This is a genomic window from Candidatus Poriferisodalis sp. (genome assembly GCF_965208925.1).
Classification (GTDB): Bacteria; Actinomycetota; Acidimicrobiia; order Acidimicrobiales; family Poriferisodalaceae; genus Poriferisodalis.
In genome coordinates this window covers 254112-278872 of the sequence record NZ_OZ242364.1, presented here as the reverse complement: position 1 = coordinate 278872, position 24761 = coordinate 254112, and the positions used below count along the sequence as shown (strand labels likewise).

At 67.7% G+C, this 24761-nt stretch carries 23 protein-coding genes; 15 read left to right on the top strand and 8 right to left on the bottom strand.

Annotation, left to right across the window (positions count from 1 at the left end):
* Positions 1 to 97: 97 nt before the first annotated feature.
* The 3 genes from ACOGI5_RS01055 to ACOGI5_RS01045 all read left to right on the top strand — a co-directional run bounded on the left by ACOGI5_RS01055 (position 98) and on the right by ACOGI5_RS01045 (position 3491).
* Entirely contained in the window at positions 98 to 1366 is a 1269-nt protein-coding gene (locus ACOGI5_RS01055) for a cytochrome P450 (RefSeq protein ID WP_419862619.1), read from the top strand.
* 57 nt (positions 1367 to 1423) lie between these two features.
* A complete protein-coding gene (locus ACOGI5_RS01050; RefSeq protein WP_419862618.1) occupies positions 1424 to 2725 on the top strand; it encodes an inositol-3-phosphate synthase in 1302 nt (433 codons plus the stop codon).
* Positions 2726 to 2897: 172 nt separating this feature from the next.
* Positions 2898 to 3491: a hypothetical protein gene (locus tag ACOGI5_RS01045; protein WP_419862617.1), complete on the top strand. Its 594-nt coding sequence runs from the start codon at positions 2898 to 2900 to the stop codon at positions 3489 to 3491.
* Between the two features lie 70 nt (positions 3492 to 3561).
* Here ACOGI5_RS01045 and ACOGI5_RS01040 read toward each other — a convergent pair whose 3' ends face one another.
* On the bottom strand, positions 3562 to 4248 hold the full coding sequence (locus ACOGI5_RS01040; protein ID WP_419862616.1) for a class I SAM-dependent DNA methyltransferase: 687 nt from the start codon (positions 4246 to 4248) through the stop codon (positions 3562 to 3564).
* An 85-nt stretch (positions 4249 to 4333) separates the two neighbouring features.
* Positions 4334 to 6328 (bottom strand): thiamine pyrophosphate-binding protein, encoded by a 1995-nt coding sequence (locus tag ACOGI5_RS01035; protein WP_419865414.1) that lies wholly within the window; start codon positions 6326 to 6328, stop codon positions 4334 to 4336.
* Positions 6329 to 6570: 242 nt separating this feature from the next.
* Here ACOGI5_RS01035 and ACOGI5_RS01030 point away from each other — a divergent pair, with 242 nt between their 5' ends.
* From ACOGI5_RS01030 to ppk2, 5 genes are all read left to right on the top strand, one after another.
* On the top strand, positions 6571 to 7059 hold the full coding sequence (locus ACOGI5_RS01030; RefSeq protein WP_419862615.1) for a SixA phosphatase family protein: 489 nt from the start codon (positions 6571 to 6573) through the stop codon (positions 7057 to 7059).
* Positions 7056 to 8258 carry an aminomethyltransferase family protein gene (locus ACOGI5_RS01025; protein ID WP_419862614.1) on the top strand — a complete coding sequence of 401 codons (1203 nt, stop codon included), beginning with the start codon at positions 7056 to 7058 and terminating at the stop codon, positions 8256 to 8258. The genes ACOGI5_RS01030 and ACOGI5_RS01025 overlap by 4 nt, the downstream gene beginning before the upstream one ends.
* The gene (locus ACOGI5_RS01020; protein WP_419862613.1) at positions 8258 to 9238 is read left to right on the top strand and encodes an ornithine cyclodeaminase family protein; all 981 of its coding nucleotides are present in this window, start codon (positions 8258 to 8260) and stop codon (positions 9236 to 9238) included. Before ACOGI5_RS01025 ends, ACOGI5_RS01020 begins: the two co-directional genes overlap by 1 nt.
* Positions 9235 to 10113, top strand: coding sequence for a DMT family transporter (locus ACOGI5_RS01015; protein ID WP_419862612.1), 879 nt, complete (start codon positions 9235 to 9237; stop codon positions 10111 to 10113). Before ACOGI5_RS01020 ends, ACOGI5_RS01015 begins: the two co-directional genes overlap by 4 nt.
* Positions 10114 to 10182: 69 nt before the next feature.
* On the top strand, positions 10183 to 11067 hold the full coding sequence (gene ppk2, locus ACOGI5_RS01010) for a polyphosphate kinase 2 (protein ID WP_419862611.1): 885 nt from the start codon (positions 10183 to 10185) through the stop codon (positions 11065 to 11067).
* A gap of 33 nt (positions 11068 to 11100) precedes the next feature.
* On the opposite strand, the gene ACOGI5_RS01005 is transcribed toward ppk2, so the two are convergent.
* The 3 genes from ACOGI5_RS01005 to ACOGI5_RS00995 form a co-directional block, all read right to left on the bottom strand.
* Complete coding sequence (locus tag ACOGI5_RS01005) at positions 11101 to 12756, bottom strand: SulP family inorganic anion transporter (RefSeq protein WP_419862610.1); 1656 nt, start codon at positions 12754 to 12756, stop codon at positions 11101 to 11103.
* Between the two features lie 130 nt (positions 12757 to 12886).
* A complete protein-coding gene (locus ACOGI5_RS01000; RefSeq protein WP_419862609.1) occupies positions 12887 to 13630 on the bottom strand; it encodes an SDR family NAD(P)-dependent oxidoreductase in 744 nt (247 codons plus the stop codon).
* A 129-nt stretch (positions 13631 to 13759) separates the two neighbouring features.
* Positions 13760 to 14827, bottom strand: a complete 1068-nt coding sequence (locus tag ACOGI5_RS00995; protein ID WP_419862608.1) for a TIGR03617 family F420-dependent LLM class oxidoreductase — start codon at positions 14825 to 14827, stop codon at positions 13760 to 13762.
* A 143-nt stretch (positions 14828 to 14970) separates the two neighbouring features.
* Here ACOGI5_RS00995 and ACOGI5_RS00990 point away from each other — a divergent pair, with 143 nt between their 5' ends.
* The 3 genes from ACOGI5_RS00990 (at position 14971) to ACOGI5_RS00980 (ending at position 18535) form a co-directional block, all read left to right on the top strand.
* Positions 14971 to 16275 carry an MFS transporter gene (locus ACOGI5_RS00990; protein WP_419862607.1) on the top strand — a complete coding sequence of 435 codons (1305 nt, stop codon included), beginning with the start codon at positions 14971 to 14973 and terminating at the stop codon, positions 16273 to 16275.
* A 97-nt stretch (positions 16276 to 16372) separates the two neighbouring features.
* Positions 16373 to 17695, top strand: coding sequence for a homogentisate 1,2-dioxygenase (hmgA, locus tag ACOGI5_RS00985; protein WP_419862606.1), 1323 nt, complete (start codon positions 16373 to 16375; stop codon positions 17693 to 17695).
* A 27-nt stretch (positions 17696 to 17722) separates the two neighbouring features.
* Complete coding sequence (locus tag ACOGI5_RS00980) at positions 17723 to 18535, top strand: SDR family NAD(P)-dependent oxidoreductase (RefSeq protein WP_419862605.1); 813 nt, start codon at positions 17723 to 17725, stop codon at positions 18533 to 18535.
* 78 nt (positions 18536 to 18613) lie between these two features.
* On the opposite strand, the gene ACOGI5_RS00975 is transcribed toward ACOGI5_RS00980, so the two are convergent.
* The 3 genes from ACOGI5_RS00975 to ACOGI5_RS00965 all read right to left on the bottom strand — a co-directional run bounded on the left by ACOGI5_RS00975 (position 18614) and on the right by ACOGI5_RS00965 (position 21675).
* Positions 18614 to 19954: an LLM class flavin-dependent oxidoreductase gene (locus ACOGI5_RS00975; protein ID WP_419865413.1), complete on the bottom strand. Its 1341-nt coding sequence runs from the start codon at positions 19952 to 19954 to the stop codon at positions 18614 to 18616.
* Positions 19955 to 20071: 117 nt separating this feature from the next.
* Entirely contained in the window at positions 20072 to 20815 is a 744-nt protein-coding gene (locus ACOGI5_RS00970) for an ABC transporter ATP-binding protein (RefSeq protein WP_419862604.1), read from the bottom strand.
* A complete protein-coding gene (locus tag ACOGI5_RS00965) occupies positions 20815 to 21675 on the bottom strand; it encodes an ABC transporter permease (protein ID WP_419862603.1) in 861 nt (286 codons plus the stop codon). The genes ACOGI5_RS00970 and ACOGI5_RS00965 overlap by 1 nt, the downstream gene beginning before the upstream one ends.
* A gap of 94 nt (positions 21676 to 21769) precedes the next feature.
* Here ACOGI5_RS00965 and ACOGI5_RS00960 point away from each other — a divergent pair, with 94 nt between their 5' ends.
* The 4 genes from ACOGI5_RS00960 to ACOGI5_RS00945 are packed head-to-tail and all read left to right on the top strand — an operon-like array spanning position 21770 to position 24756.
* The gene (locus ACOGI5_RS00960; protein WP_419862602.1) at positions 21770 to 22759 is read left to right on the top strand and encodes a phytanoyl-CoA dioxygenase family protein; all 990 of its coding nucleotides are present in this window, start codon (positions 21770 to 21772) and stop codon (positions 22757 to 22759) included.
* Between the two features lie 26 nt (positions 22760 to 22785).
* Positions 22786 to 23562, top strand: a complete 777-nt coding sequence (locus tag ACOGI5_RS00955; RefSeq protein WP_419862601.1) for an SDR family NAD(P)-dependent oxidoreductase — start codon at positions 22786 to 22788, stop codon at positions 23560 to 23562.
* A 51-nt stretch (positions 23563 to 23613) separates the two neighbouring features.
* Positions 23614 to 24060, top strand: a complete 447-nt coding sequence (locus tag ACOGI5_RS00950; protein ID WP_419862600.1) for a glycine/sarcosine/betaine reductase selenoprotein B family protein — start codon at positions 23614 to 23616, stop codon at positions 24058 to 24060.
* A gap of 18 nt (positions 24061 to 24078) precedes the next feature.
* Positions 24079 to 24756, top strand: a complete 678-nt coding sequence (locus ACOGI5_RS00945; protein ID WP_419862599.1) for a hypothetical protein — start codon at positions 24079 to 24081, stop codon at positions 24754 to 24756.
* Positions 24757 to 24761 lie beyond the last annotated feature (5 nt).

Genomic DNA, 24761 nt, shown 5'->3' with positions numbered 1-24761 from the left:
GGTACATCGTGCCAGATGGCCTCATGCGTGACCCGCGCAGCAGTCTGACGCCGCCGGACCGTATCGAGCGATCCTGGCGCGGCGCTACCGTGCTGCCATGCGCGAGTGGAACACGTCACTGCCCAACCTCATGGAACCGTGGTTCTGGACGCAGCCGGCCGACGAGATCGATTCGGTGATCGCCCGCTATCACGCCGAGGCGCCGCTGGACTGGTTCGAGGAGCCGTACTTCTCCGAATGGGTGGCGCCGAGCCCCGGCTACTGGTGCGTCACCCGCCACGAGGACATCGCCACCATCTCACGCAACACCGAGGTCTTCAGCTCCGCGAGAGGCATCACGCTGGGCGACAACCCGCCGGAATTCACCGAGTTCTTCAGCTCGATGATCGCCATGGACGACCCTCGTCATGCGCGGCTGCGGCGCATCGTGGCGAAGGGCTTCACGCCCAAGATGCTCGAGCAGCTCGACGGCGGCATCCGTGAAGGCGCCCGCGAGATCGTGAACTCGATCTGCGAGCAGGGCAAGTGCGAGTTTGTGTGGGACGTGGCGGCTGCACTGCCGCTGCGCATCGTGTGCGACCTCATGGGCATCCCCCGTTCTGAGTACAAGTTCGTCTTCGACCGAACCAACATCATCCTCGGCATCTCCGACCCCGACTTCCAGCCGCCCGACGGCGACCTCGCCACCGCCATCCTGCAGGCCGGCGCTGACTTGGCCGAGCTCATGAAAGAGGTCGCCGCAGCCAAGCAGGGCGGCGACGGCACCGACCTCACCAGCATGATCGTGAACGCCGAACTCGAAGATGACCGTCTCAGCGAATCCGATCTCGCCAGCTTCTTCGTGCTGCTGGTGGTGGCCGGCAACGAGACCACCCGCAATTCGACTGCTTGGGGGCTCAAGTTCCTTACCGACAACCCTGACCAGCGCGCCATCTGGCTGGACGACTTCGAGGGTGTTGCGCCAACTGCGGTTGAGGAGATCGTCCGTGTCGCGAGCCCCGTGAGCTACATGCGTCGCTCGGTGACCCGCGACGTCGAGTGCGGCGGGCGTCAGATGCTCGAAGGCGACAAGGTGGCGATGTTCTACATCGCCGCGAATCGCGACCCTGCGGTGTTCGATGATCCGTTCCGTTTCGACGTGCTGCGCGACCCGAATCCGCAATACGGCTTCGGCGGCCCCGGTCCGCACTTCTGCCTCGGCGCGCACCTGGCCAGGCGTCAGATCACCACGATGTACCGGGAGCTGTTCACGCGGCTGCCCGACATCGCTGCCGCAGGTGAGCCGGACCTGCTGCAAGCTTCGTTCATTCACGGTGTCAAGCGCCTCGACGCAGAATTCACACCAGCCGCCCCGATGGCAGCCTGAACTCGGTGAGCCTGGGGGATTGACCCCCTTGCGTCAGCGCCCCGTAGCGTTCTTGCCATGAATCAACCGCAGATCGCGCCTGCGACCGGCAAGCTCGGCGTGCTCACGCCCGGCATGGGAGCGGTGGCCACCACGTTCATTGCCGGTGTGCTGGCAGCGCGCACAGGACTGGCGGAACCGATCGGCTCAGTCAGCCAGATGGCCCACATCCGCCTCGGCAGCCGGGCCGACGGCCGCAACCCGCTGATCCGCGATTTCGTGCCGCTGGCCGAGCTTGATGACTTGGTGTTCGGCGGCTGGGATCCCATCACACCCAATGCACTCGAGGGCGCCCGCACCGCAGGTGTGCTGGAAGACCGCGATCTTGGCGTGATCTCGCGCGAGCTGGAAGGCATCGTGGCGATGGACGCCGTGTTCGACACCCGCTGGGTGAGCCGGCTGGAGGGCACCCGCACCAAGCCCCCGATGGGCAAGCTCGAAGCAGCCCAGGCGCTGATGGAAGACATCGAGCGCTTCCGGGCCGAGAACGAATGCGAGCGGCTGGTGATGGTGTGGTGCGGCTCCACCGAGGCGTACCAGGAGCCGTCCGATGTGCACGCCAGCGTGGAGGCGTTCGAAGCCGGGCTGGCAGCCGACGACGACAACATCTCGCCCAGCCAGATCTACGCCTACGCGGCGCTGATGAGCGACGTGCCATTCGCCAACGGCGCGCCCAATCTGACGGTGGACATCCCGGCCATGACCGAGCTGGCGCAGCGCCGCGGTGTGCCCATCGCCGGCAAAGACTTCAAGACCGGCCAGACGCTGATGAAAACGCTGGTAGCGCCCGGCCTGAAGGCCCGGATGCTGGGCCTGCGCGGCTGGTACTCCACCAACATCTTGGGCAACCGCGACGGCGAGGTGCTGGACGATCCCGAGAACTTCAAGACCAAGGAGACGTCGAAGCTGGGCGTGCTGGGCACGATCCTGCAGCCCGAGACATATCCCGAGCTCTACAGCGAGATCGACCACGTGGTGCGCATCAACTACTACCCGCCCCGGGGCGACAACAAGGAGGGCTGGGACAACATCGACATCTTCGGCTGGCTCGGCTACCCGATGCAGATCAAGATCGACTTTTTGTGTCGCGACTCGATCCTGGCGGCGCCGATCGTGCTGGACCTGGCGCTGTTCTTGGACTTGGCGCAGCGGGCCGGTCAAGGCGGCGTGCAGGAGTGGCTGTCGTTCTACCTGAAAGCGCCCCAGTCGGCCGATCCGGCCGGTCCTGAGCACGACCTCTTCATCCAGCAGACGAAGCTGAAGAACACTCTGCGGGAGTGGATGGGCGAGGAACCCGTCACCCACTCCGAAGCCGGCTGACGCACCGCCGCCGGGCTAGTCGGACCAGCCGCGGCGCTGCCAACCGACCGCGTACCGGCACGACGCCACCCGACAGTTCGTTCATCGAGTTCTCAGGATTGCTTCAGGGGTCTTTCAGGTTGGCCCGCCAGTCTCGGGAATGTCGCACACCCCCGATGAAAGGACTGGCGGCATGACCGATTCCGGCGAGATCAGCGAACCCATCGAGGCTCGGCGAGACAGACCCTTGCGCAACCGTTGGCTGGCGCTTCTGGTCACGGCACTCCTCGCAGCGACTGCAGTCGTTGCGTTCAGTGCCGGCAGTGCCAGCGCGCAGACCCAGAACGACAACGGTGATGCCGGCCAGCAGCTTGCTGGTAGCACAGACACCGACAACTCCGACGACACAGACGGCTCCGACGGCACCTGCGACAAGGGCGGCACACGCCGGGGCGGCAAGCTCGGGCCGTTCGGCATGGGTGGCACGCTGACCGAATTGCTCGGCATCGATGCTGAGACGCTGCGGCAGCAGCTCAAGGACGGCTCGCCGCTGGCCGACATCGCTGCCTCCCAAGGTGTCGAAGTCTCAGATGTCGTGGACGCACTCGTGACCGCCATCAGCGAGAAGGCGGCTGAGCACGACCGTGAGATCGACACCGACGAGCTGACCACCCGGGTAACTGCGCTCGTGAACGGCGAACGCCCCGAGGGCGAAGAGCGCCGGCACGGCCACCGCGGCCTGCATCGCGGCGGCAAGGGCATCTTCGGCTCGGCAGACACCGCATAACCCCCGCTGCCTGGAGCAGCTTCCGAAGCGGGCCGGTTCCCCTCCGCCGGCCCGCTTCGACGCGCTCTGGTCACACCACCGTGAAGACGGCGATGCGCGTCCAGCGGTCGGGGTCGTCGGGGTCGGCGCCGCCGTAGATGGGACGCAGTTCGAAGTCCAGCCCGCTGATCAGCCCCTCCGTCTCGCGCGCCGCTAGCCAGTCGCCGAACCCGACTTCGTCAAAGTGCGCCGAGTTGATGCCCAGGCTGCAGCGGGCGCCGGGTCGCGCCACTCGCAGCAGTTCGGCGATCGGCTCGGGGCCGAGATGACCGTGGGTGAACGCGCCTGCGCTCACGATGCCGGCGTAGCCATCGTCGGGGAGTTTGAGCCGGCCGGTGAGATCGGCTTCGAAGAGCTGCCGGTAGGTCGGCCGGCCCTCGTGGGTCTTGACGGCGGCCTTCGCCAGCATCTCGGGCGAGATGTCGATGCCATCGATCACTGGGACCCCCAGGCTCGCCAACTCGGCACCGACGACGCCCGTTCCGCAGCCCACGTCGAGCACCGGACCGCCCAGTCTGTCGAGGCTGTCCTGAATGCGGCAGAACGCAGCCGCCACATGCTGGTGGTACACGTAGTCGTTCTCGGCAAGGAAGACCGACTCGTACGTTTCGGCCCACGAGGCGTACAGCTCGCGGTTGGCGTCGGGTCCGTCGACGGCGTAGGCGTCTTCGAGACCGATGCTGGCTGCGGCCGACTGCGCCGACGGTTGCTGATTCATTGCAGCGCGACGCTAGCGCTGTCGTTCTGTGTGCAGAAATGCCGCTGCGGGCAGCAAATCTGCACAGAGAAACCGAGCTGGCAGGTCAGACGAGCAGCGGGTCGGTCATCACTTCCACCAACGCAGGTCCCCGATGCGCCAGTGCCTCGTCGAGCGCAGTGTCGAGCTCGCCGGCTGCTGTCACCTGGCGGCCCATCGCGCCGCAGAGCTCGGCGAATCCGGCGAAGCTCGGATTGTGCAGTGAGGTCTGCCACACGTCGAGCTCGGCCGCCCGCTGTTCCTTGGAGATCTTCCCCAGCTCGCCGTTGTTGAGCAGCACATGGGTGATGTCCATGCCGTACTTGACGGCAGTTGTGAGCTCCATGGCGTACTGGCCGAAGCCGCCGTCGCCCGACACCGAGACCACCGGCCGGCCTGCCCATCGCCACCCGTTTGCGCCGCCACCGCCGCCCGGCGCACGCTGGGTGGCGGCCCAGCAGCCCATGGCCGCAGGGAAGGCGAAGCCGATCGACCCCAGGTAGCCGGACATCAACACGGTCTGCCCGCACGGCTCGAAGTAGCGGCCGAAGGAATAGGCGTGGTTGCCGACGTCGACCGGCATGATGGCGTCGGCCGGCACCAGGCGGCTCAGGGCTTCGAACACGACCGCCGAGTTGAGGCCGCTGCCCCGATCGTCGGTGCGACGCCGCTGCTTCTCGGCCCGCCAGATGTCCCACCGTTCTGCCACCTCTGCCGCAGCGCGTCCGGGCGCCGTCCGGCCCTCCAGCGCCTCCGCCAGCGCCCGGGCCCCGGTGCCAACGTCGGCCAACACCGGCACCGTGACGGCGTGGAAGCGTCCCAGCGCCATCGGGTCGAAGTCGACCTGCACGATCGGCTTGTAGGAAGCGATGCCGGTGTGGTTGGCGAACGACACCCCGAAGGTCGCCAGCACGTCGGCCTCGTTCATGAACCAGCTGGCGATCGGGGTGCCTGAGCGGCCGAGCACCCCGCAGGCCAGCGGGTGCTGGTCGGCGATGAGGCCCTTGCCCTTGAAGGTGGTTGCCACCGGTGCGTCGAGCGCCTCGGCTAGCGCAACGATGTCATCGATGCCGCTGCGAGCGCCGTGTCCCACGACGATCATCGGCCGGGCGGCACCCGCCAGCAACCCCACCGCGGCCTCCAGCGCATCGGCCGGCGGGGCGACCCGCCGAGATCCTGTGCGCCCCTCCGGCGACCCGGCGGGCGACGCATCGGCCGCTGCGGGCAGCACCTGCACCTCGTCCGGCAGCACGAGGTGCGCGACATCTCGCTCCACCAGTGCCGTCTTGCACGCCAGGTTCATCAGCTCGGCCGCGTTCGAGCCCGCTTGGACTGTCGCCGAATAGCGAGACACATCGGCAAAGGCCGCCGAGAGGTCGGTGTCCTGAAATGCGCCCCGGCCGCGAACGCTCGACGGCACCTGGCCTGAGACTGCCAGGACTGGCGCTCGGTCCATCTTGGCGTCGTAGAGGCCGGTCAGCAGGTTGGTGCTGCCCGGTCCGGCAATGGCGAAACACGCTGCGAGCTCTCCTGTGAGCTTGCCGTAGGCGGTCGCGGCAAACGAGGCGGCGCCTTCGTGCCGTACTCCGATGAACTGCAGCGAGCCATCGGCCTCGGCCTGACGCAGCGCATCGGCAAAGCCCAAGTTCGAATGACCGACCATGCCGAATACCCACGCAACATCCCACGCGCACATGGTCTCGACGAGCTGGTCGGACACCGTGCGAGTGCGGCCTGCCGCCAGCGGCAACGCAACGTAGACGCCGTCGGACCGGATCTCGGTGCGGTAGGCGGCCGGTGCGTCATCAAATGGCGGCGGCGGGGTGCCGTCGAGCGGCGAGTAGTCGTAGCCGTGCCACGGGCAGCGCAGCCACCCACGTTCGATGCTGCCCTCGCCGAGGGGGCCGCCTTGGTGCGGGCATGCGTTGGCCAGGCAGCCGAATCCGGCCTCGGTCCGCGTGACGCAGAGGCTCTCGTGGCCGACCGTCACCGTGGTGACCCGGCCCACGTCGAGTTCGTCTGCACCGATGAGCCGGTGCCAGGCGAACTCGCCGCTCGGCAAGGCAGGCACTGCGGTGCTGGGCGCTGCGGCGCTCGACTCTGCCGCACTCGACTCCGGCGCATTGGACCCTGGCGTGTCCGGTGGCGCTGCGTCCGAGACAGCCCCGCCGGCCCTCGGATGCTGTGACGTGTCGCTCACTGCTTACCCCTGTTCGCCTCGCGCTCATCGTCGCACACGGCGCTCGGGGTTCCGCAGTCGCGAACCGGCGCCAGACACTCCCGCGCGGCTCTAGCGTTCTGCGGGTGCTGCATCTCGTGCGACACGCATCGGCCGGCGATCGGCGTGCCTGGCAGGGCGATGACAGCGCCCGGCCGCTGGACCCGATGGGTCACGCCCAAGCCGAGGCCATCGCCGCGGCGCTCGCCGCGGCACCCATCGGGCGCATCCTCTCGAGCTCCAGCGTTCGCTGCGTGCAGACGATCGAACCGCTCGCCGTCAAGCTGGGACTCGAGATTGAGATCTCGGCCGAGCTTGCCGAGGGCGCGGACGGCTGGCGGACCGAAGCCTTGGTGGATCGCCTGTGCGCCGAAGCGGGCGACAGCGTGCTGTGCAGCCATGGAGACGTCATCCCCGAAGTGCTCTGGCGCCTCGCCTACCGCGGCGTCGATGTGAACCCGACACGCTGCAAGAAGGCCTCCATCTGGGAACTCCATGCCGTCGACGGCGCTATCAGCCACGGCATCTACCGATCGCCGCGCAGTCTCGGTGCCCACGCGGAGGAGCTGAGGTGAGGACCAACCGGCACTACTACGTCGAGTCGTTCGACACGATCTCGCTGGCGCCGTACCGGATCAGCCGATCGCCGTTCGCGCATCGCTACACGACCGACGAGACCGTCCATGCGGTGTATTGCAACCGGCTGTACCCCATGAAGTCGAGCCCCGACGAGAATCCCATTCCCGCCTACTGGAAGCTGCGCCAGGGCGTCCTGCTGTATGACGTGCCAGAGAAGCCGCTGGAGATCGCCGGACCCGATGCGGCGCGCCTGCTCGAGCGGGTGCTGGCATGCAGAGTCGCCGATCTCGGCATCGGCCGATGCCGTTACGGGCTTGCCTGCAGGGACGACGGCTCGATCCTGATGGACGGGGTGCTGATGCGCCTGGCAGACGACCGCTTCTGGTACGTGACGGCCAACGGCGAGTTCCTGAGCTGGCTGGAGGCGCACGCCATCGGCTTCGATGCCGAGGTCATCGATCCCCGTTCACGGGTGCTGCAGATCCAGGGACCCGCATCGCTCGGTGTGGCCGACGCGGCGATCAGCGGCGGGCTGCCCGCCGACTTCCGCTACTTTCGCGCCGGCTACTTCGAGGTTTGCGGGCAGACCCTCTGGGTGTCCCGCACCGGCTGGACGGGCGAGGCCGGCATCGAGCTCTACTGCAACAGCGGTGCCGAGCCCACCGATCACGACGCATTGTGGGATGGCCTTTTCGCCTGCGGCGAGCCGTTCGGCATGGAGTTCAGCACCGGGGCCTCCATGGGGATCCGACGTATCGAAGCCGGAATCTTGGACAACGGCAGCGACATCGAGCCGGACCTGACGCCCTACGGCGCCGGCCTCGGCCAATTCGTCCGGCTCGACAAAGACGACTTCGTCGGCAAGACAGCGCTGGAGCGCGCCGACCGCAGCCAACTGCTGCTCGGCCTGATCTGCCCTACGGCCATGCCCGAGCCAGGCATGGACGTCAGCTATGGCGATCGCAAGGTCGGGCACGTGACCATCGGGACGTGGTCGCCCACGCTCGATACCGGCGTCGGCTACGTGCGCTTCGATCAGCCGCTGCCCGGCGACGACTGGCTCGCCAAGACAGTCCATCTGCTTGACCATGGCGGCACGCCGCACGCAGCGACGGTCGACACCTTGCCGTTCGTCGACAAGGGAAAGCGGCTGCCGCGCGTTGCCTGGCGTGGCTCAGGCGCTTGCTCCGGGTGATGTTGGCGCTTGACGCGACGGCGGTGCGAGAGGCCACGCCGTGGAACGAGCTGATGGAAGCCATTGCGGAGCTGCTCGCAGACGGTTCTGCCAGCGTGCCCCAGCGAGAGATCCACGATGTCGGCCTGCCCGGAGGCGGCAGCGGCTCGCTGCTGGTGATGCCTGCGTGGCTCGACACCGAACTGCTCGGCGTGAAAGCCGTCACCTACTACCCCTCTAACACCGGCACCGACCTGCCCACGATCAGTGCGGGCTACCTGTTGTTCGACGGCGAGACCGGGCAGCTCGCCGCGGTGATCGACGGCGACGAGCTTACGCTGCGGCGCACCGCGGCCGTCTCGGCACTGGCCGCCGGTTTTCTGGCCCGCGCCGACGCCCGCCGGTTGCTCGTGGTGGGCACCGGCAATCTCGCGCCGAATCTGGCGTTCGCCCACGCTGCCGTCCGCCGGCTCGACGCGGTGGAAGTGTGGGGTCGCAGCCCCGAGCGAGCTGCAGCGACAGCCCGCCGACTCGTCGAGGGCGGCCTGCCGGCGGGTCCGGTTGAGGAGCTGGACGCTGCGGTGGAGCGGGCCGACATCGTGAGTTGCGCAACCGGCGCCACCAGCCCGTTGATCCGAGGCGAACTGCTCCGACCCGGAACGCACGTGGACTTAGTGGGGGCGTTCCGAGCCGACATGCGAGAGGCTGACGACACTGCCGTCAAGGTGGCCTCGCTGTTCGTGGACACCCCCGACGGGGCGGTACTGGCAGGCGACTTGGCCCAGCCCCTCGATGGCGGGGCCATCGCCGCCGCCGACATTGCTGCCGATCTGGCGTCGCTGGTGACCCGCAGCCACCCGGGCCGTACATCGGACGCGGAGATCACCCTGTTCAAGTCGGTCGGCTTCGCACTGAGCGACTTGGCCGCAGCCCGGGTGATCCATCGGCGTATCGGCTCCGGGACGCTGGGGGAGCCCGATCTGGACAGCCCAGCCTCGTGAGCCGCCAGACGGGCAGCCGTCGCCTCGGCTGGGGCCTTGCGGCGCTGGGCATGCTGCTGGTGTCCACCGATTCGCTGTGGGTCCGCGTCTCTGCTGCCGATGCGCTGGACATCGCTTTCATCGTCGGCGTGCTGTCGCTGGTGCTCTACGGCGCCATGGCCCTGCGCCAGGCGGCGGATTCGTGGGCATCGCTGCGCGCCGATATCTGGCCGCTGCTGGCGATCGGCGTGCTCGGCGCCATCAGCCAGCTCACCTTCATCTCGGCGATCACCCACACCGAGGTGCCCAACGTGGTCGCGATCGTGGCGTCCGCGCCGGTGCTGGCCGCGGCATTCGCCTGGGTGGCCCTGCGTGAGCGCACGTCGTCGCGTGTGGCTGTGGGCATCGCGCTGACTGTGGTGGGCATCGGCATGGTGGTTTCCACGTCGATCGGTTCGCCCAATCTTCGGGGCGACTTCCTGGCCCTCGTCGCCGTGATCTGCTTCGCCGCCAGCACCGTCATCTGGCGCCGCCATCGCGACATGAGCCGCATCGTCGGCTTGTCGCTCGCGGCGGTGCTGGTGGTGATTCCCACGGCGTTCGTGGCCGATCTGGGTGCGCTCGACGCCAAGGCATGGGCTGCGATCTTCGCCATGGGCCTGGTGTGCAATCCGCTCGGGCGCCTCTCGTACAGCAATGCCCCCAGGTACGCGCCGGCCAGCGAGGTAGCCCTCTTCGCCCCGGTGGAAACGGTCGCCGGCATCGTGTGGGCAGCGCTGTTCCTCGACGAGTACCCGGCGCTGATCACCCTGGGAGGTGCCGTCGTGGTGATCTTCGGAATGCTGTATGCCACCGTGCTGGACCGCAGCGGCGCCGTGGCGTTCGGCAGCGCCTGAGGGCCGGCGGTTCCGGGGCGGACCGTCCGGGTCGTCGCCTTGGGAGTCGCTCGGATACTGTCCGAACCCATGGGGACGAACGCTGCGGACGAGGTCGCCTTGCCGCGGGCGGAGCCGAGGACCGACGCCGACTCGGCATCAAGCCAAGCGTCCGGTGCCGGGCCTCCCAAACGCAAGAGCCGCCTGCCTCGCAAGAAGTACGAGCGTGAGCTCGGGTTGCTGCAACAGGAGCTGGCCCATCTGCAGCGCTGGATCCGCCACCAGGGACTGAAGGTTGTCGTCATCTTCGAGGGCCGCGACGCCGCAGGCAAGGGCAGCACGATCAAGCGCATCATCCGACGGCTGAACCCCCGCGTGGTGCGCGTCGTGGCATTGGGCACACCCAGCGACCGCGAGAAGTCCCAGTGGTGGTTCCAGCGCTACGTGGAGGAGCTGCCGGCGGCGGGCGAGATGGTGCTCTTCGATCGCAGTTGGTACAACCGCGGCCTCGTCGAGCCGGTGATGGGCTTCTGCACTGACGACGAGTACGAGGAGTTCCTGCGTTCGTGCCCCGAGTTCGAGCGCATGCTGGTGCGCTCGGGCATCATCCTCATCAAGTACTGGTTCTCGATCAGCGACGAGGAGCAGGAGCGCCGCTTCCAGCGACGCATCGCCGACCCGGCGCGTCGCTGGAAGCTCTCGCCGATGGATCTCGAAGCCCGTACGCGCTGGGTGGATTTCTCGCGCGCCAAGGACACGCTGTTCGCGCACACCGACATCAAGCAAGCCCCTTGGTGGGTCGTGGAGGCCGACGACAAGCGGGCCGCACACCTCAACTGCATCGCTCATCTGCTGTCGTTGATCCCCTACGAAGCAGTGCCCTGGGAGCACGTCGATCTGCCCGAACGGGGCACCGCCGGCGGCTATGTGCGCCCGCCGATCACCGACCAGACGTTCGTGCCCGAGCTGTACTGAACTGCCGTCGCGGCCGACCGGAGGCTGCCGAGCTCAGGCCTCGGCCCGGGACGCCTTGTTGATCTCGAGGTTGATCTCGAGCAGCCGGGCGGCGATGATCCGTGCCTCGTCGAAGCTCGCGACGAAGTGGTCGCCGGGCACCCGGCGCAGCACATCGAGCGACTGCAGGCTGCCCGACGGCAGGTTGTCGAGCCCGATCACGATGCACTCGGTGTCGTGCTCCATGGCGGCGTCGATGAGCCCCTCCACCACCAGCGCAGCGCTGTCGTCGATGTAGCTCGTCTCGGTGAAGTCCAGGATGACGACCTCGTGCTCGACGATGTCCTTGCTGATGGCGATGCGCAGCCGGTTCGACGAGGCGATGGTGAAGCTGCCGCGCATCTTGACCATGCCGACCCGGGCGGTGAACGCATCGAACTGGCTGACGTCCACCCGGTCGCTGTCGGCGAAGAACACTGCGTCGAGCATGGGCACCGACAGGACGCTGTCGAGCTCGAGGCGCTCGAATCGGCGGCTGGCTGCCAGGGCCGCAGCGACCACGCCGGCAGCGATGGCCACCAGCAGGTCGACGAACACGGTGAGACCGAGCGTCAACAGCATCACCAGCATGTGCTCGCGCTGCACCCGGTACAGGTGCGTGATGAGCCGCCAATCGATGAGGCTGAGCCCCAGCCACAGCAGGATTCCCGCGAGTACCGCGTACGGGATGGCGTCGATCAGGCCGCTCAGCACGATGATCAGCACGAGTGCGATGACCGCAGACGCTGCGCCGGCGATTCGGGTCTGCGCCCCGGCCCGGATGTTGGCCTGCGTTGCGCTGGGCGAACCGGCACCCGGCAGGCCGCCGAACATGGCGGCTACCGCGTTGCCGAGTCCCACGCCGATCAGCTCTCGATTCGGGTCGTGCTGCTGGCCGGTCATGGAGTCCGCGTGCGATGCGTTCATCAGGCTGTTCATCGCGCCGATGAGAGCGATGGTGACCGCCGCGCCGACAGCCCCCCAGAAGCCTCCGCCGGGCATTTCCATGGCCCAGAACGACGGTGCCTCGATGACCTCCGCAATGCGGGGTGCCCCGTCGAACACGATGGCGCCCACGATGGCGCCGATGACGAGAGCGCCGGGGACGCGCGGCACATAGCGCCGCAGCCGCTTCGGCCAGCCGGCACAGATGATGAAGGTGGTGACGGCCAGGCCGAACGCGTGGAAATCCATGTCGTTGGCAGCGTCGTCCCAGTGCCGGATCGAGTCGATGGGGTTGCCCAGGATCGGATCTGCGCCGAAGAACGGCAGCACCTGCAGCAGCACCACCATGACCCCGATGCCGCTGATGAAGCCTGCCGTGACCGAGTACGGCGTGTACTGCACGAGGCTGCCGAGCCGCAGCAGTCCGATCAGCACCTGCAGCACGGCGGCGATGAAGATGATGGCGAGGGCCTCCACCGGCGTGTCGGCGTAGCGCACCAGCACGAACGACACGGCGATGGCCATCGGCGCTGTTGCCGCAGAGATCTGCACCCGGGTGCCGCCGAGCACCGCAGCAATGAACCCGACGGCGACCGCACCCCACAGCCCGGCAATGGGACCGAGTCCGGACACCACACCGAAGGCGAGCGCCAGCGGCAGCACGACGATGGCGGAGACAAGGCCAGCCCCCAGATCTGCACGAAGGCGACCGCTGTCGTAGTTCATCTCAGACCTCGCCGCGTGGTATGCGCCCGCGGGTCACAGTAGTTCACTGCTGAGCGAACTCAGCCGATGTGTTTGATGGTGGGGTTGAGCAAACTCAACCCGCTGTGTCCAATGGTCCGGCTGAGCGAACTCAGCCGAACATGCCCCCATCAACCGTGAACTCCTGGCCGGTGCAGTAGCTGCTGGCGTCAGAGGCCAGGAACAGCACGACCCGGCCGACTTCGGCGGGTTCGGCAATGCGCCCCAGCGGCACCCCGCGCAGGATCCGGCGTGTGCGATCGCTGTCCTCGGTGAACACATTGGTCTGCGTCAGCATCTCGGTGTCGATGTAGCCCGGATGCACTGAGTTCACCCGCACGCCACGGCGCCCCAGTTCCTTCGCGGCCGACTTCGTCATGCCGCGCACGGCCCACTTGCTGGCGCTATAAGCGAATGATCCAGCAGTGCCCATCAGACCGGCCACCGAGCTGATGTTGACAATCGAACCAGACTCGGCCTCGGCCATCGCGGCGCCGACCTTCTGCATGCCCAGGAACACGCCGCGGGCGTTGATCGCCAGCATGCGGTCGAAGTCGGCAGTGGAGGTCTTCATCAGCCCCGCGCCCTGGAAGATGCCGGCGTTGTTCACCAGCACGTCGATGCGCCCGTGGCGACCGAGCACATCTGCCACCACCGAGTCCCACGCCGCCTCATCGGCCACGTCGTGGTGCAGGTAGTCGCACCCCAGCTCGCCTGCGGTCTGCCCGCCCTCGTCGTCGAGCACGTCGGTGAGCACCACCGTCGCGCCCTCGTCGACAAAGAGCTGGCCCTCGATTGCACCCTGCCCTCGTGCACCGCCAGTGATGATTGCTACCCGTCCGTCCAAGACACCCATCTGCTGCCTCCCTGTGCCAAATGTGATCGGCGAGTGTGTTCGCCCCCTCGCCGCGCCAGCGCGCGAGCGACGGCGAGACCCTAGACCTCGACGCCCGCGGGTGCAGTTGCCCCGGGGATCTGGGGTCGCTCAGGGGCGTTCGGCTCGGCCCAGCTCGCCGAGAATGGCCGAGAGCCGTTCGCCGTCCTCTGGCGTGTTGACGGGAATCGAGAACTCGATGCGGTCGATGTGTGGGCCATAGCGCTCACCCAGCAACCCGCCGATCCGGTCGTAGGTGCCGACGGTGGCGATGGTGTGGAGCATCTCGTCGGACACGATCGCCGAGATCTCATCCCAGCGCTGTGCCTTCGACAGCACCGCCGCCTCGGTGGCCTCATCGGTCCAGTCGTGCACGTCGAACGCTGCCCGGTAGGCGGGGGTGGACAGGTAGAAGCCGACCCGCTCGCGCACGGTGCGGGTCACCGCAGCCAGCGTCGCCTCATCGGCGGCCGTGGCCACCAGCGGCTTCATGCACCAGTCCACGGCAGCCGCATCGCGCCCGGCGCGCTCGGCACCTCTGGCCACTGCCGGTGCCATGACTTCGGCGATGTATTTCGGCGAGCACACGGGGTGCAGGCGGACGCCGTCGGCCACCTCGCCGGCCACCCCGCACATGTTGGGATTGATGGCCGCGATGTGCACCGGGATGTCCGGATGGGCCATGGGCCCGGGATCGAACAGCGGCACCATCAGGTCCAGGTTGTAGTGCTCGCTCTGGAAGTCGAGCGGCGTGCGTTCCTGCCAGCAGTGCCACACCGCACGCACGGCGCCCACGTAGTCGCGCATCCACGGCCCCGGCGCGGTCCACTCCATGCCGTACCTGCGCCGGATGTGTCCGCGCACTTGGCTGCCCAACCCCAGGATGGCCCGGCCGCCCGACGCCTTCTGCAGCGTCCACGCCGACAGCGCAGTCACCGTCGGCGACCGGGGAAATGCCATCGCCACCGAAGTGCCCAAGCCCAAGGTGCGTGTTGCGACCGCCGCCATGGCGAGGAGCTGGTAGGGATCGTCCTTGGTCTCCTCCACCACCAAGGCGTCGTAGCCCAAGGCCTCGACCTGTGCGGCGGCGTCGCCGATAGTGGTCACATCCAGCGGCACGTCGGGTGCCCGCAACCCCGGATCCAGCTTGCCCAGCGGCAGCAGCGTCTCAGCCCTCATGTTGCAGGCTCCAATCGGCGTGCTCTCGCCGGCACGCTACGCACTTCCGGCAGCCAGAGTCCCGCCGGCACGTCTCAGCACACCCAGGACGGCTGCGTGCGGCGGGGCGCGACGCCGCGGCGGCAGTCATAGGGTGCGCTGCGATGCGCACAGCAGGAGCTCCAGGCTCGGGACCGGATTCCGCTGCTGATGTCGCGACACCAATCGGTCACGGCGACACGCTGATGCAGCGCCTGGGGCTGAACTTCGTGCTCGTCTCCACGATGGTGCTCGGCCCGATCCCGATGATGCTGCCGGCGGTGCTGGCGGTGGATCTCATCGCCGACTTGGGCATCACGACGGGGCCGTTCAGCCTGGCCCTGACTGCCAACACGATTGTCGCCGCGCTTTTCGCACCGCTGTCGGGACGTATCACCGACAGCATCGGCCCGAAGTACTCGGTGGTGCTGACCATCGCCACTGCCGGCGTGGGCATGTTCGGCATGGCGTTCTCCACCGATGTCTGGCTCCTCATGGCCTCCGCAGCGTTCGCCGGACTCGGTCAGGGCTGGTGCAATCCGGCCACCAACAAGCTCATCGCCGAGCGTGTGGCGGCAGGACGGCGTGGCACCATCACGGGGCTGAAGCAGTCGGGCGTCATGTTCGGCACGTTCCTGTCGGGTTTCACGCTGCCGACGCTGGCCGTCTGGTTCGGCTGGCGGACCGCCATCGGCCTCTACGGCGTCGTGGCGCTGGTGGTCGCGCTCGGCATCCAGCTGTGGCTGACGCCCGATGCGCCTGCCGAGGAGGGCGAGGAAGCCGGCTATGGCGCGTCACCCGGCGCCGTGTTCACCGTGGCGCCAGCGCAGCGGCCGTCTGTGCAGATGAAGGTGTCCGAGCGCGTCTTCATCGCCAAGATCACCTGGTTCTCGTTGCTGATGGGCGGCGTGGTAGGGGGCGTTGGGCGGTTCCAAGTGCTGTTTGCGGAGGAATCGCTCGGGTGGACGAACTTCTGGGCAGGCATGGCCAGCGCCCTTGCGGGCATTGTCGCTGCGGGATCGCGCATCTGGTGGGCACGCCTCACCGAGCGACGGGTGCAGCCGGCGAGCGCACTCGCCATCCAGTCGGCGTTCACCGTGGTTGCGATGGCGCTGCTGCTCGCTGCAACGATGGTCCATGGCTCGATGATGTGGGTGATGTCGCTGCTGGCCGGCTTCACGATGATGTCGTGGAATGCCGTGGCCATGCTCGCGGTCATCATCGGCGTGCCCGTGGCGCTGGCGGGCCGCGCATCGGGAATCGTGATGCTCGGCTTCATGTCCGGGCTCAGCATCGGTGGCCTCGTGGCCGGCTACGTCTACGAGCAAACGGGAAGCTTCAGCGTGATCTGGGTGAGCTTCGCCGTCTGTGCGGCTGGTGCGACCGTGCTCGCGCTGACCATGCGCCACCGTCGCCCCCCGGTGTTCTGACACTCTGCCTCCGGCAATTGGTTCGCTGCTGGATGCCCGGCGGCCGGTCCTGCGCCCAGAATGAGCCGTCACACAGTCGCGATCTAGGCTGGCAAGCATGGGGGATGACTTCGGCGTCGAGTACCAGAGCGGCTTCGGCAACGAGCACGCCACCGAGGCCGAGCCAGGCGTGCTGCCGGTGGGCCAGAACAGCCCTCAGCGCGTCACCCATGACCTCTACACCGAGCAGCTGACCGGCAGCGCCTTCACGGTCGCTCGGGCCGACGCGATGCGCACGTGGATGTACCGGATCCGCCCGTCGGTGCGCCACGTCACCGGCCTGCGTGACATCGACCCGGGCAACATCCGCACATCGCCCTGCCGTGAGGGCTCGCCGCCTGTCGCGCAGCTGCGCTGGAGCCCGATTGAGGTTCCCGCCGAACCCTGCACGTGGCTGGAGGGCCTCTGCACGCTGGCTGCGAACGGCGATGCCCATACCCAATGCGGTGCCGCCACGCACCTGTACTTCGCCAATAGCTCGATGGACGGCGAAGTGTTCGCCAATGCCGACGGCGAGATGCTGATCGTTCCCCAGCAGGGCACGCTGCGGCTCATCACCGAGTTGGGCACCCTGACCGTCGGACCCGCAGAGATGGCAGCAGTGCCCCGCGGGGTGAAGTTCCGGGTGGAACTGATGGAGGAATCGGCTCGGGGGTACGTGTGCGAGAACTACGGGGCTCCGTTCCGGCTGCCAGATCCAGGCCTGATCGGCGTGGATGCGCTCGCCATGCCTCGCGACTTCCTGTACCCGGTGGCTGGCTACGAGGCCGACGATCGGCCCACCCGGCTGGTCTTCAAGCACGACGGCCGCCTGCTCGAGACGCACCTGCCGCATTCGCCGCTCGACGTCGTGGCCTGGCACGGCAACTTCGCCCCGTACAAGTACGACCTGCGCAACTACTGCCCGCTGGGCCCGCTGCTGTTCGACCATCCGGCGCCGTCGATCTGGACGCTGCTGACCTCGCCCTCAGAATCGCCAGGCACGGCAAATGTCGACTTCGTGCTGTTCCGCGAGCGCTGGGCGGTGCAGGAGCACACGTTCCGGCCGCCCTGGTACCACTCCAACGTGATGAGCGAGCTGATGGGCCTGGTGGAGGGTGCCTACGACGCCAAGCCCGAAGGCGGATTCGAGCCGGGCGGCGTGAGCATTCACAACGCCTTCCTGCCGCATGGCCCCGATATCGAGGCCTACGACGCCGGCACGACGGCGGATCTCGAGCCGCGGAGGATGGCCGACATGCTGGCATTCATGTTCGAATCCCGCTACGCGTGGATTCCCACCGCGTGGGCTGCGGGCTTAGCCGAGCTTCAGGACGACTACGCCGGAGCCTGGTCGCCGCTGGACGACCGCAGCACCCTGCGCCGCCACGGTGGCGGCTGAGCGCTCGCTCCGCCGGAGCGTCGATTGATGGCTGCGACACGAGCGAGCGCTGACCTGAGCGGACGGGTGGCGATCGTCACCGGCGCAGGGGCGCGTGGCGACGGGATCGGCAACGGTCGCGCTGCGGCGATCCTGCTGGCTGAAGCCGGCGCGCACGTGCTGGCGGTGGACCGTAAGCCGGAGCTCGCCGAGGCGACGGTCGAGATGATCAGCGCTGAGGGCGGCAGCGCCGCCGCCATCGGCGCCGATGTGACCGTTGAAGCCGATTGCGAGGCAATGGTGATGGCCGCGCTCGACCGGTGGGGCCGGCTGGACATCCTGGTCAACAACGTGGGCATCGGCAGCGACGGCACCGTGGTGACGAGCGCTGTCGATGCGTGGCAGCGAGTGATGGACGTGAACCTGACCTCGATGATGCTGGCGTCCCGCCACGCCATCCCGGCGATGATCTCTCACTCGGGCGGGGGAGCGATCGTCAACATCTCGTCCATTTCGGCGCTGCGGCCACGCGGCATGACGGCGTACTCGACCTCCAAGGGAGCGATCATGGCGCTCACCGCCGCCATGGCCGTCGACCACGGCATCGAAGGCGTGCGGGTGAACTGCGTGGCTCCTGGGCCCGTGCGCACGCCGATGGTGGGAGGCGACGACATGCCCGACGAGCTTGTCGAGGCCCGTCGACGGGCCAGCGTGCTGAAGATCGAGGGCCACGGCTGGGACATCGGCGCGGCGGTGCGGTTCCTGTGCACCGACGAGGCCCGCTACATCACCGGCCACACGCTGGTGGTCGACGGCGGCGTGACCCTGCGAGGCCCCTCACGCGCCTCGCCGCGGGGCTGAGCGGGCCGCAGCCGTCATGCGCCTCGCTGGCTGAGCCGGTCACGAGCCTCCGCGCGCCACGCCGTTCGACTGCACCCGCTACTGCCGGAAGCTGCTGGCGTAGTGCGTCTCACCCAGGCGCCGGCGGCCGAACAGCTTCTCGCGCAGCGTTCCCGGCTGGTATTCCCGCTGCACCAGCCCTCGTTCGCGCAGCACCGGCACCACGCCCTCGATGAAGTCCACGAACGTGCCGGGGGTGGTGGCATACACCAGGTTGAAGCCGTCCACGCCCTGGTCCAGCCGACGCTGCATGCCGTCGGCGATCTGCTCGGGCGATCCCACCAGGAACTGGCCGGCCATGTTGAGCTTGATGAGGTCGCCGAAGGTCCGGGTGCCTGGCCGGGCTGAGTCCAGCAGCGACTTCACCGGCCCGCGCACGCCCTCGGTGTCGAGCGTCTCCAGCGGCTGGTCGGGGTCGATGTGGCTCAGATCGATGTTCAGGTTGCCGCTCAGGTGCGCCAGACCCGCCTCCAGCGAGAGCGTCTCGAGATAGTCGGCGTGCTTGTCCTTCGCCTCGGCCTCTGTGCCTCCCACGATCGGGGACAGGCCGGCGATGATTTTCACGTCATCGGGGTGGCGACCCACGGAACTGACCCGGCGCCGGATGTCTTCGGCGATGCGCGTCAGGCCCCGCGAGGCCGCCACCACGAACACGCACTCGGCGTGTTTCGCTGCGAAGTCGCGCCCTCGGTCCGACGAGCCTGCCTGGTAGATCACCGGTGTTCGCTGCGGCGACGGCTCCGACAAGTGGGGCCCAGCCACCGAGTAGTACGGCCCGTCGTGGTCGATCGGCCGCACCCGGTCGGGGTCTGTATAGACACCGCGCTCAGTGTCGGCCACTACGGCATCGTCAGACCAGCTGCCCTCCCAGAGCTTGTAGCAGACGTCCAGGTAGTCCTCTGCTCGCTCGTAGCGGGTGTCGTGCTTGGGCAGCCGCGGGTAGCCGAGGCTCTGCGCACCGTTCTGCAGGTACGACGTGACGACATTCCAGGCCACGCGCCCGCCGGTGAGGTGGTCGAGCGTGGAGATCTGACGGGCGAACGTGAACGGGTGTGCCTGCAGCACATTGCTGGTGAAGGCGAACCCCAGGTGCTCGGTGACCGTGGCCATCGCCGGGATCAGCAGCATCGGGTCGTTCACGGGCACCTGTATCGCCTCGCGCAGCGACGTGTCGGCGCTGCCCCGGTAGGTGTCGTACAGGCCGATCACGTCCGCCAGGAAGATGGCGTCGAAGCATCCGGCCTCGCAGATCCGGGCCAGCTCCAGCCACGGCTCCAGCGACGTGTAATCCCGCTGGCGGGTGTCGTCGCGTACCCACAGCCCCTGCTGGATGTGGCCCACGCAGTTCATCGTGAACGCGTTCAGGATGATGCGCCGCATCGGCTTCCCGGGCTCCGCTCGTGGTGCCCCTGCGCCCGAGTGCGCCGTCACGATGCAAGTCTCGCGCCGCGGCGATCGCCTCGTTCGCTGTTCGGCATAGGCGACTCCCAAGGAGGCCTACGGGTTGGCCGAGCCGACATACATCTCGACGATCTCCGCGGGCTCGCCGACTGCACGCAGCCGGCCGCTGTCCAACCACGCCACGCGGTCACAGAATCGCTCAACCTCACCCATGTTGTGCGACACCAGCACGACCGAACCGGCAGCACTGCAGACCTCGTCCATGCGTTCAGCCGCACGGCGCCGGAAGTCCTCGTCACCGACTGTCAGCGCCTCGTCGATGAGGAGGATCTCTGGAATCTGTGCCGTCGCGATGGCGAAGTGCAACCGAGCGCGCATGCCAGAGGAGTACGTTCGCATCGGCAGGTCGATGGACTCGCGCACCCCCGCAAAATCGATGATCTCATCCATGCGGCGCTCTATCTCGGCCTTGGAGAAGCCGAGCGCGAGCCCACCGATGAGTATGTTGCGCCGACCGGAGAGGGCGGGCCTCATCACCGATGCCACGCCGAGCAACGAGGGTCTTGATCTGCCTCGGATGCTGCCTTCCGCCAAGGGCAGCAGCCCGGTCATTGCCGAGAGCAGGGTTGACTTGCCCGATCCGTTGGGGCCAATCAAGCCGAGCGTCTCGTGCTCGTGCAGGTCAAGCGTGACTCCTTGCACTGCCTCGATGATCCGGAAGCGGCGACGTACCTTGCCGCGTGCGAATCCCTGCTTCAACCCCATGATCGGCTCTTCGTACACCTTGTAGTGCACGTGTGCTTCGCGGATCTCGACGGTCACAGCGCCCGGCGTGGTCATCACGCCCCGAGCCGCTGTTCTGACCGGAAGAAGGCGAAGAAACCCAGGATGGGCATGAGCACGCACCACGCCACCGTGCCGGCGAGCACCCAGCCGTCCACCGGATGTCCGAGCAAGCTCCAGCGAGCACAGGTGATCAGGTCGTAGATCGGGTTCAGCGCGAAGGCGCGCCGCCAGCCGGGGCTGTGGACGAACGCTTCCACGCTGAAGATCACGCCGGACGCGTAGAACAAGAGCCGGAACAGGTGCGGCAAGATGTGCCGCAGGTCTGGCACGGCGGCACCGATGCGCGCGGAGACCAGCGCCGAACCGAGATTGAAGGCGAACTGCGCGATCAGCACGATGGGCAGTACCAGCCATCGCAGCGTGGGGCGCTCTCCGGTGGCCAGAACGGCGATGAGCGCCAGGACGATTGCAGGAATGAACGCTGCGGTCTGGCCATTCACCGTGGCAGAGGGCAGCAAGATGCGCGGAAACTGAATTGACCGAATGAGCCCGAGGTTCTGCGTGATGGAGACCGCCGCCTCCTGCACCACTCGCTGGGTGAGGTGGAACAGCACAATCCCGACAATCAGGAAACCCAAGAAGTTGTCGACGCCGCGGCTGGTGTCGATGACCACGCCGAAGATCAGGAAGTACACACCCACGAGCAGTGCCGGGTTCATCAGGTGCCAGAACTGCCCCAATGTCGTGTCCATATTCTGGGCACGCAGGTCTTGTGCCGGCACCACGATGGCGAACTCACGCCGGCGCCACGCCTCGCGCAGGTAGTTGAGCGGCGTGGGCCGTGTCGTCAGATCGATGAGAGGGCGCAAGGCGGCGCTGCCACGGCTCGACGCGTTGCTGCTCTCGCCGTCCACGCCAGTCATCCTACGAATCAGTCATCCTACGAATGCGGTGCGAGATCACTGGCGCAGCGGGGCGACGGCACCGACGCCCTGCGAGACTGGGGTCATGAGCGGCACCTTGGACCTCACTGCGAACGAATCCGAACTCCAGCGCTATCTCCACGAAGTCGACGAGAACGGCTACTGCATCGTCGAAGGCGCCATCGAGCCCGAGCTGGTCGCCGAGATCCGCGAGACCGTCGCCCGGGTCGAGGACGAGCTGAACGTGCAACCGAAGGGCAACCGAATCGAGGGGTTCGCCACCAAGCGCATGTACAACCTGCTCAACAAGGACAGGTCGTTCTGGAAGCTGCCGATCCACCGCAACGTGCTGCCGTTCCCGCAGCGCCTGATGGAGCCCGGGGCGATCCTGTCGGGCACCACCTGCATGCACATCGGCCCCGGCGAGGTGCACCAGGGCCTGCACTCTGACGACGGACTCGTCGATCAGATCGACGTGCCGCGGCCCCGCCCGCCGTTCATGGTGACGACCATCTGGGCGTTCACCGACTTCACCGATGAGAACGGCGCCACCCGCCTGGTGCCCGGCTCCCATCGCTACGACCACGAGCCCCAGCCGGGCGAGAAGCCGGACTACATCGCGGCCGAGATGGGGGCCGGCTCGGTGCTGGTGGTCAACGGCGGCACCTGGCACTGCGGCGGTGCCAATACCTCCACCGACGATTGGCGCCTGGGCATCAGCGTGCAGTACTGCCGGGGCTGGATGCGCCAGCAGCAGAACCAGTACTACAGCCTCGCTCCCGAAGATGTCCGCGAGATGCCCGATGAGCTGGCAGCGCTGTGCGGGTTCAGCCTTTACCGCGGGATCATGGGCCATGTCGACGGCGCCAGCCCCGGTCGGTTCCTCGGTGCCGAGGGTCTCGCCGAGACCGCATACGCAGCCCGGATCAAGGCGATTGATGAGGGCGAAGAGGTCGGCGGCATCGGTACCGCCGAGCCGGAGGCCGGCGGCGACAACACAGCCGAGCCGGAGGCCGGCGGCGACAACACCTCCGAGCCGGAGGCCGGCGGCGACAACACAGCCGAGATCGCCTAGCTCACGAAGTCAGAAGGGGAGACATCATGGAACTGCGCGATCGGGTCGCGATCATCACGGGCGGGGGAGGCGGCATCGGCGGGGCCACCGCACGGCACTGGATGTCCGAAGGTGCTCGCCACGTCGTCGTGGCCGACTACAACGCCGAGGCTGCGCAAGCCGTAGCGGACGAGATCGGCTGCGAGGGCGTCGGGCTTGACGTCACCGACGAAGCGGCCGTTGCCGATCTTGTCGAACGCACGCTCGACGCGCATGGCCCGATCGACGTGTTCTTCTCGAACGCCGGCGCCGGCGCCGAAGGCGGCGTGGACGCCACCAACGATGCATGGCAGTCCCAATGGGAGCTGCACGTGATGAGCCACGTGTACGCGGCCCGGGCGGTGCTGCCCTCGATGCTTGCCCGCGGCGAGGGCTATCTCGTGCACACCGCCAGCGCCGCCGGATTGCTGGCGGCCATGGGCTCTGCGCCGTACTCGGTCACCAAGGCGGCCTGCATCAAGCTGGCCGAGATGGAGGCGATCCTGCACGGCGACGACGGCATCCGGGTGTCGGTGCTGTGCCCCCAAGGCGTCAACACCGCCATGGCACCGCAGCGGCTGGCCGACGGCGGCACCGACGGCATCGTCGAGCCCGAGTTCGTCGCAGAGGTCATCACCGAGGCGATGGCCGAAGAGCGCTTCCTGATCCTGTCCCACCCTGAAGCGCAGACCTACGTGGAGCGCAAAGCGTCAGATCCGGATCGCTGGCTGCGAGGCATGCGCCGGCTGCGCGAGCGCTCGCTCGACCTCGAAGAAGGCGCCTGAGCCCCGAGGGATCCCAAGCGGCGCGATGCGCCAAGCCGTAGCTTTGCCGCCATGGCTGATTCCGATGTCAAGGCACTGACGGGCGGCATGGACCTGCCCGACTTCGAGACCACGGCGTTCACGACACCGCCGCCGCTGGCTGAGGCCAAGGTTGCACTCGTCACCTCGGCGTCGCTGCACCACCCAGACCAGGACGACTTCGCGCCGATGGACACCGGCTACCGGGTGCTCGACGGCAGCCGGCGCGACTACATGTGCGGTCACTGGAGCCCGAACTTCGACGCCACCGGCATCGCACTCGACCTCAACACGGTCTTCCCGATCGACCGGCTGGACGAGCTTGCCGCCGACGGCACCATCGGCGAGGTCTCCGACATTCACCTGTCCTACGCCGGCAACCAGTTCGACCTGTCTGCGGTGCGCATGGACTCCGGGCCGGCGGGCGCGAAGTTCCTGCGTTCCCACGAGGTGGACGTGGTGCTGTTCACACCTGTCTGACCGCTGTGCACGCGTACCGTGAGTACGCTCGCCCACGTTTTCGAGGCCGAAGGAATCGCGACTGTTGCGCTGGGTTCCATCGGCGCTCACATCCAGGGCACCGCCCCGCCGCGAGGGCTGTGGTGCGAGTTCCCGCTGGGACGTCCGCTGGGCAAGCCCAACGACGCCGATTTCCAGCACCGGGTGCTGGCGCACGCCTTCGGCCTGCTCGACAGCGACCGCCCGGTGGTAGAGAAGTTCGCCGAGACGATCGACGACGACGGCGCTGCGATGTCGTGCGAGCTGCCGCCCCGCCACGATCCCAACCTGCATCCGGCGGTGGACGAGGCGAACGGTCTGCGGCAGGCCTATGACCGCGCCGTCGCCAAGCTGGGCAACCGCACCGGCGCCGGGCGCGTGGTTGCTCCCGAGGACATCGGCGCCGCCGTGCAGTCGTTCGTCAACGTCGCCGAGGGCACGCCGTGGAAGGAGGCCGGCATCCCCGGCATCCCGGCGCGGGTGGCCCAGGACATCCGCGGCTACTACGAGACGGCGGCACTTGCGCTCGCTGAGCATGCTCCCGCGGCGTGGGCTGGAGCGCGATGGTTCTTTACCTCCACCGAGGCAGGCCGCACCATCATGGCGGCGCGCCAGGCCATGGCAGACGCCGGCGAGAAGCAGCCCATCTGGTTCTACATCGCGCCCGGCGACATGTAGCCGCG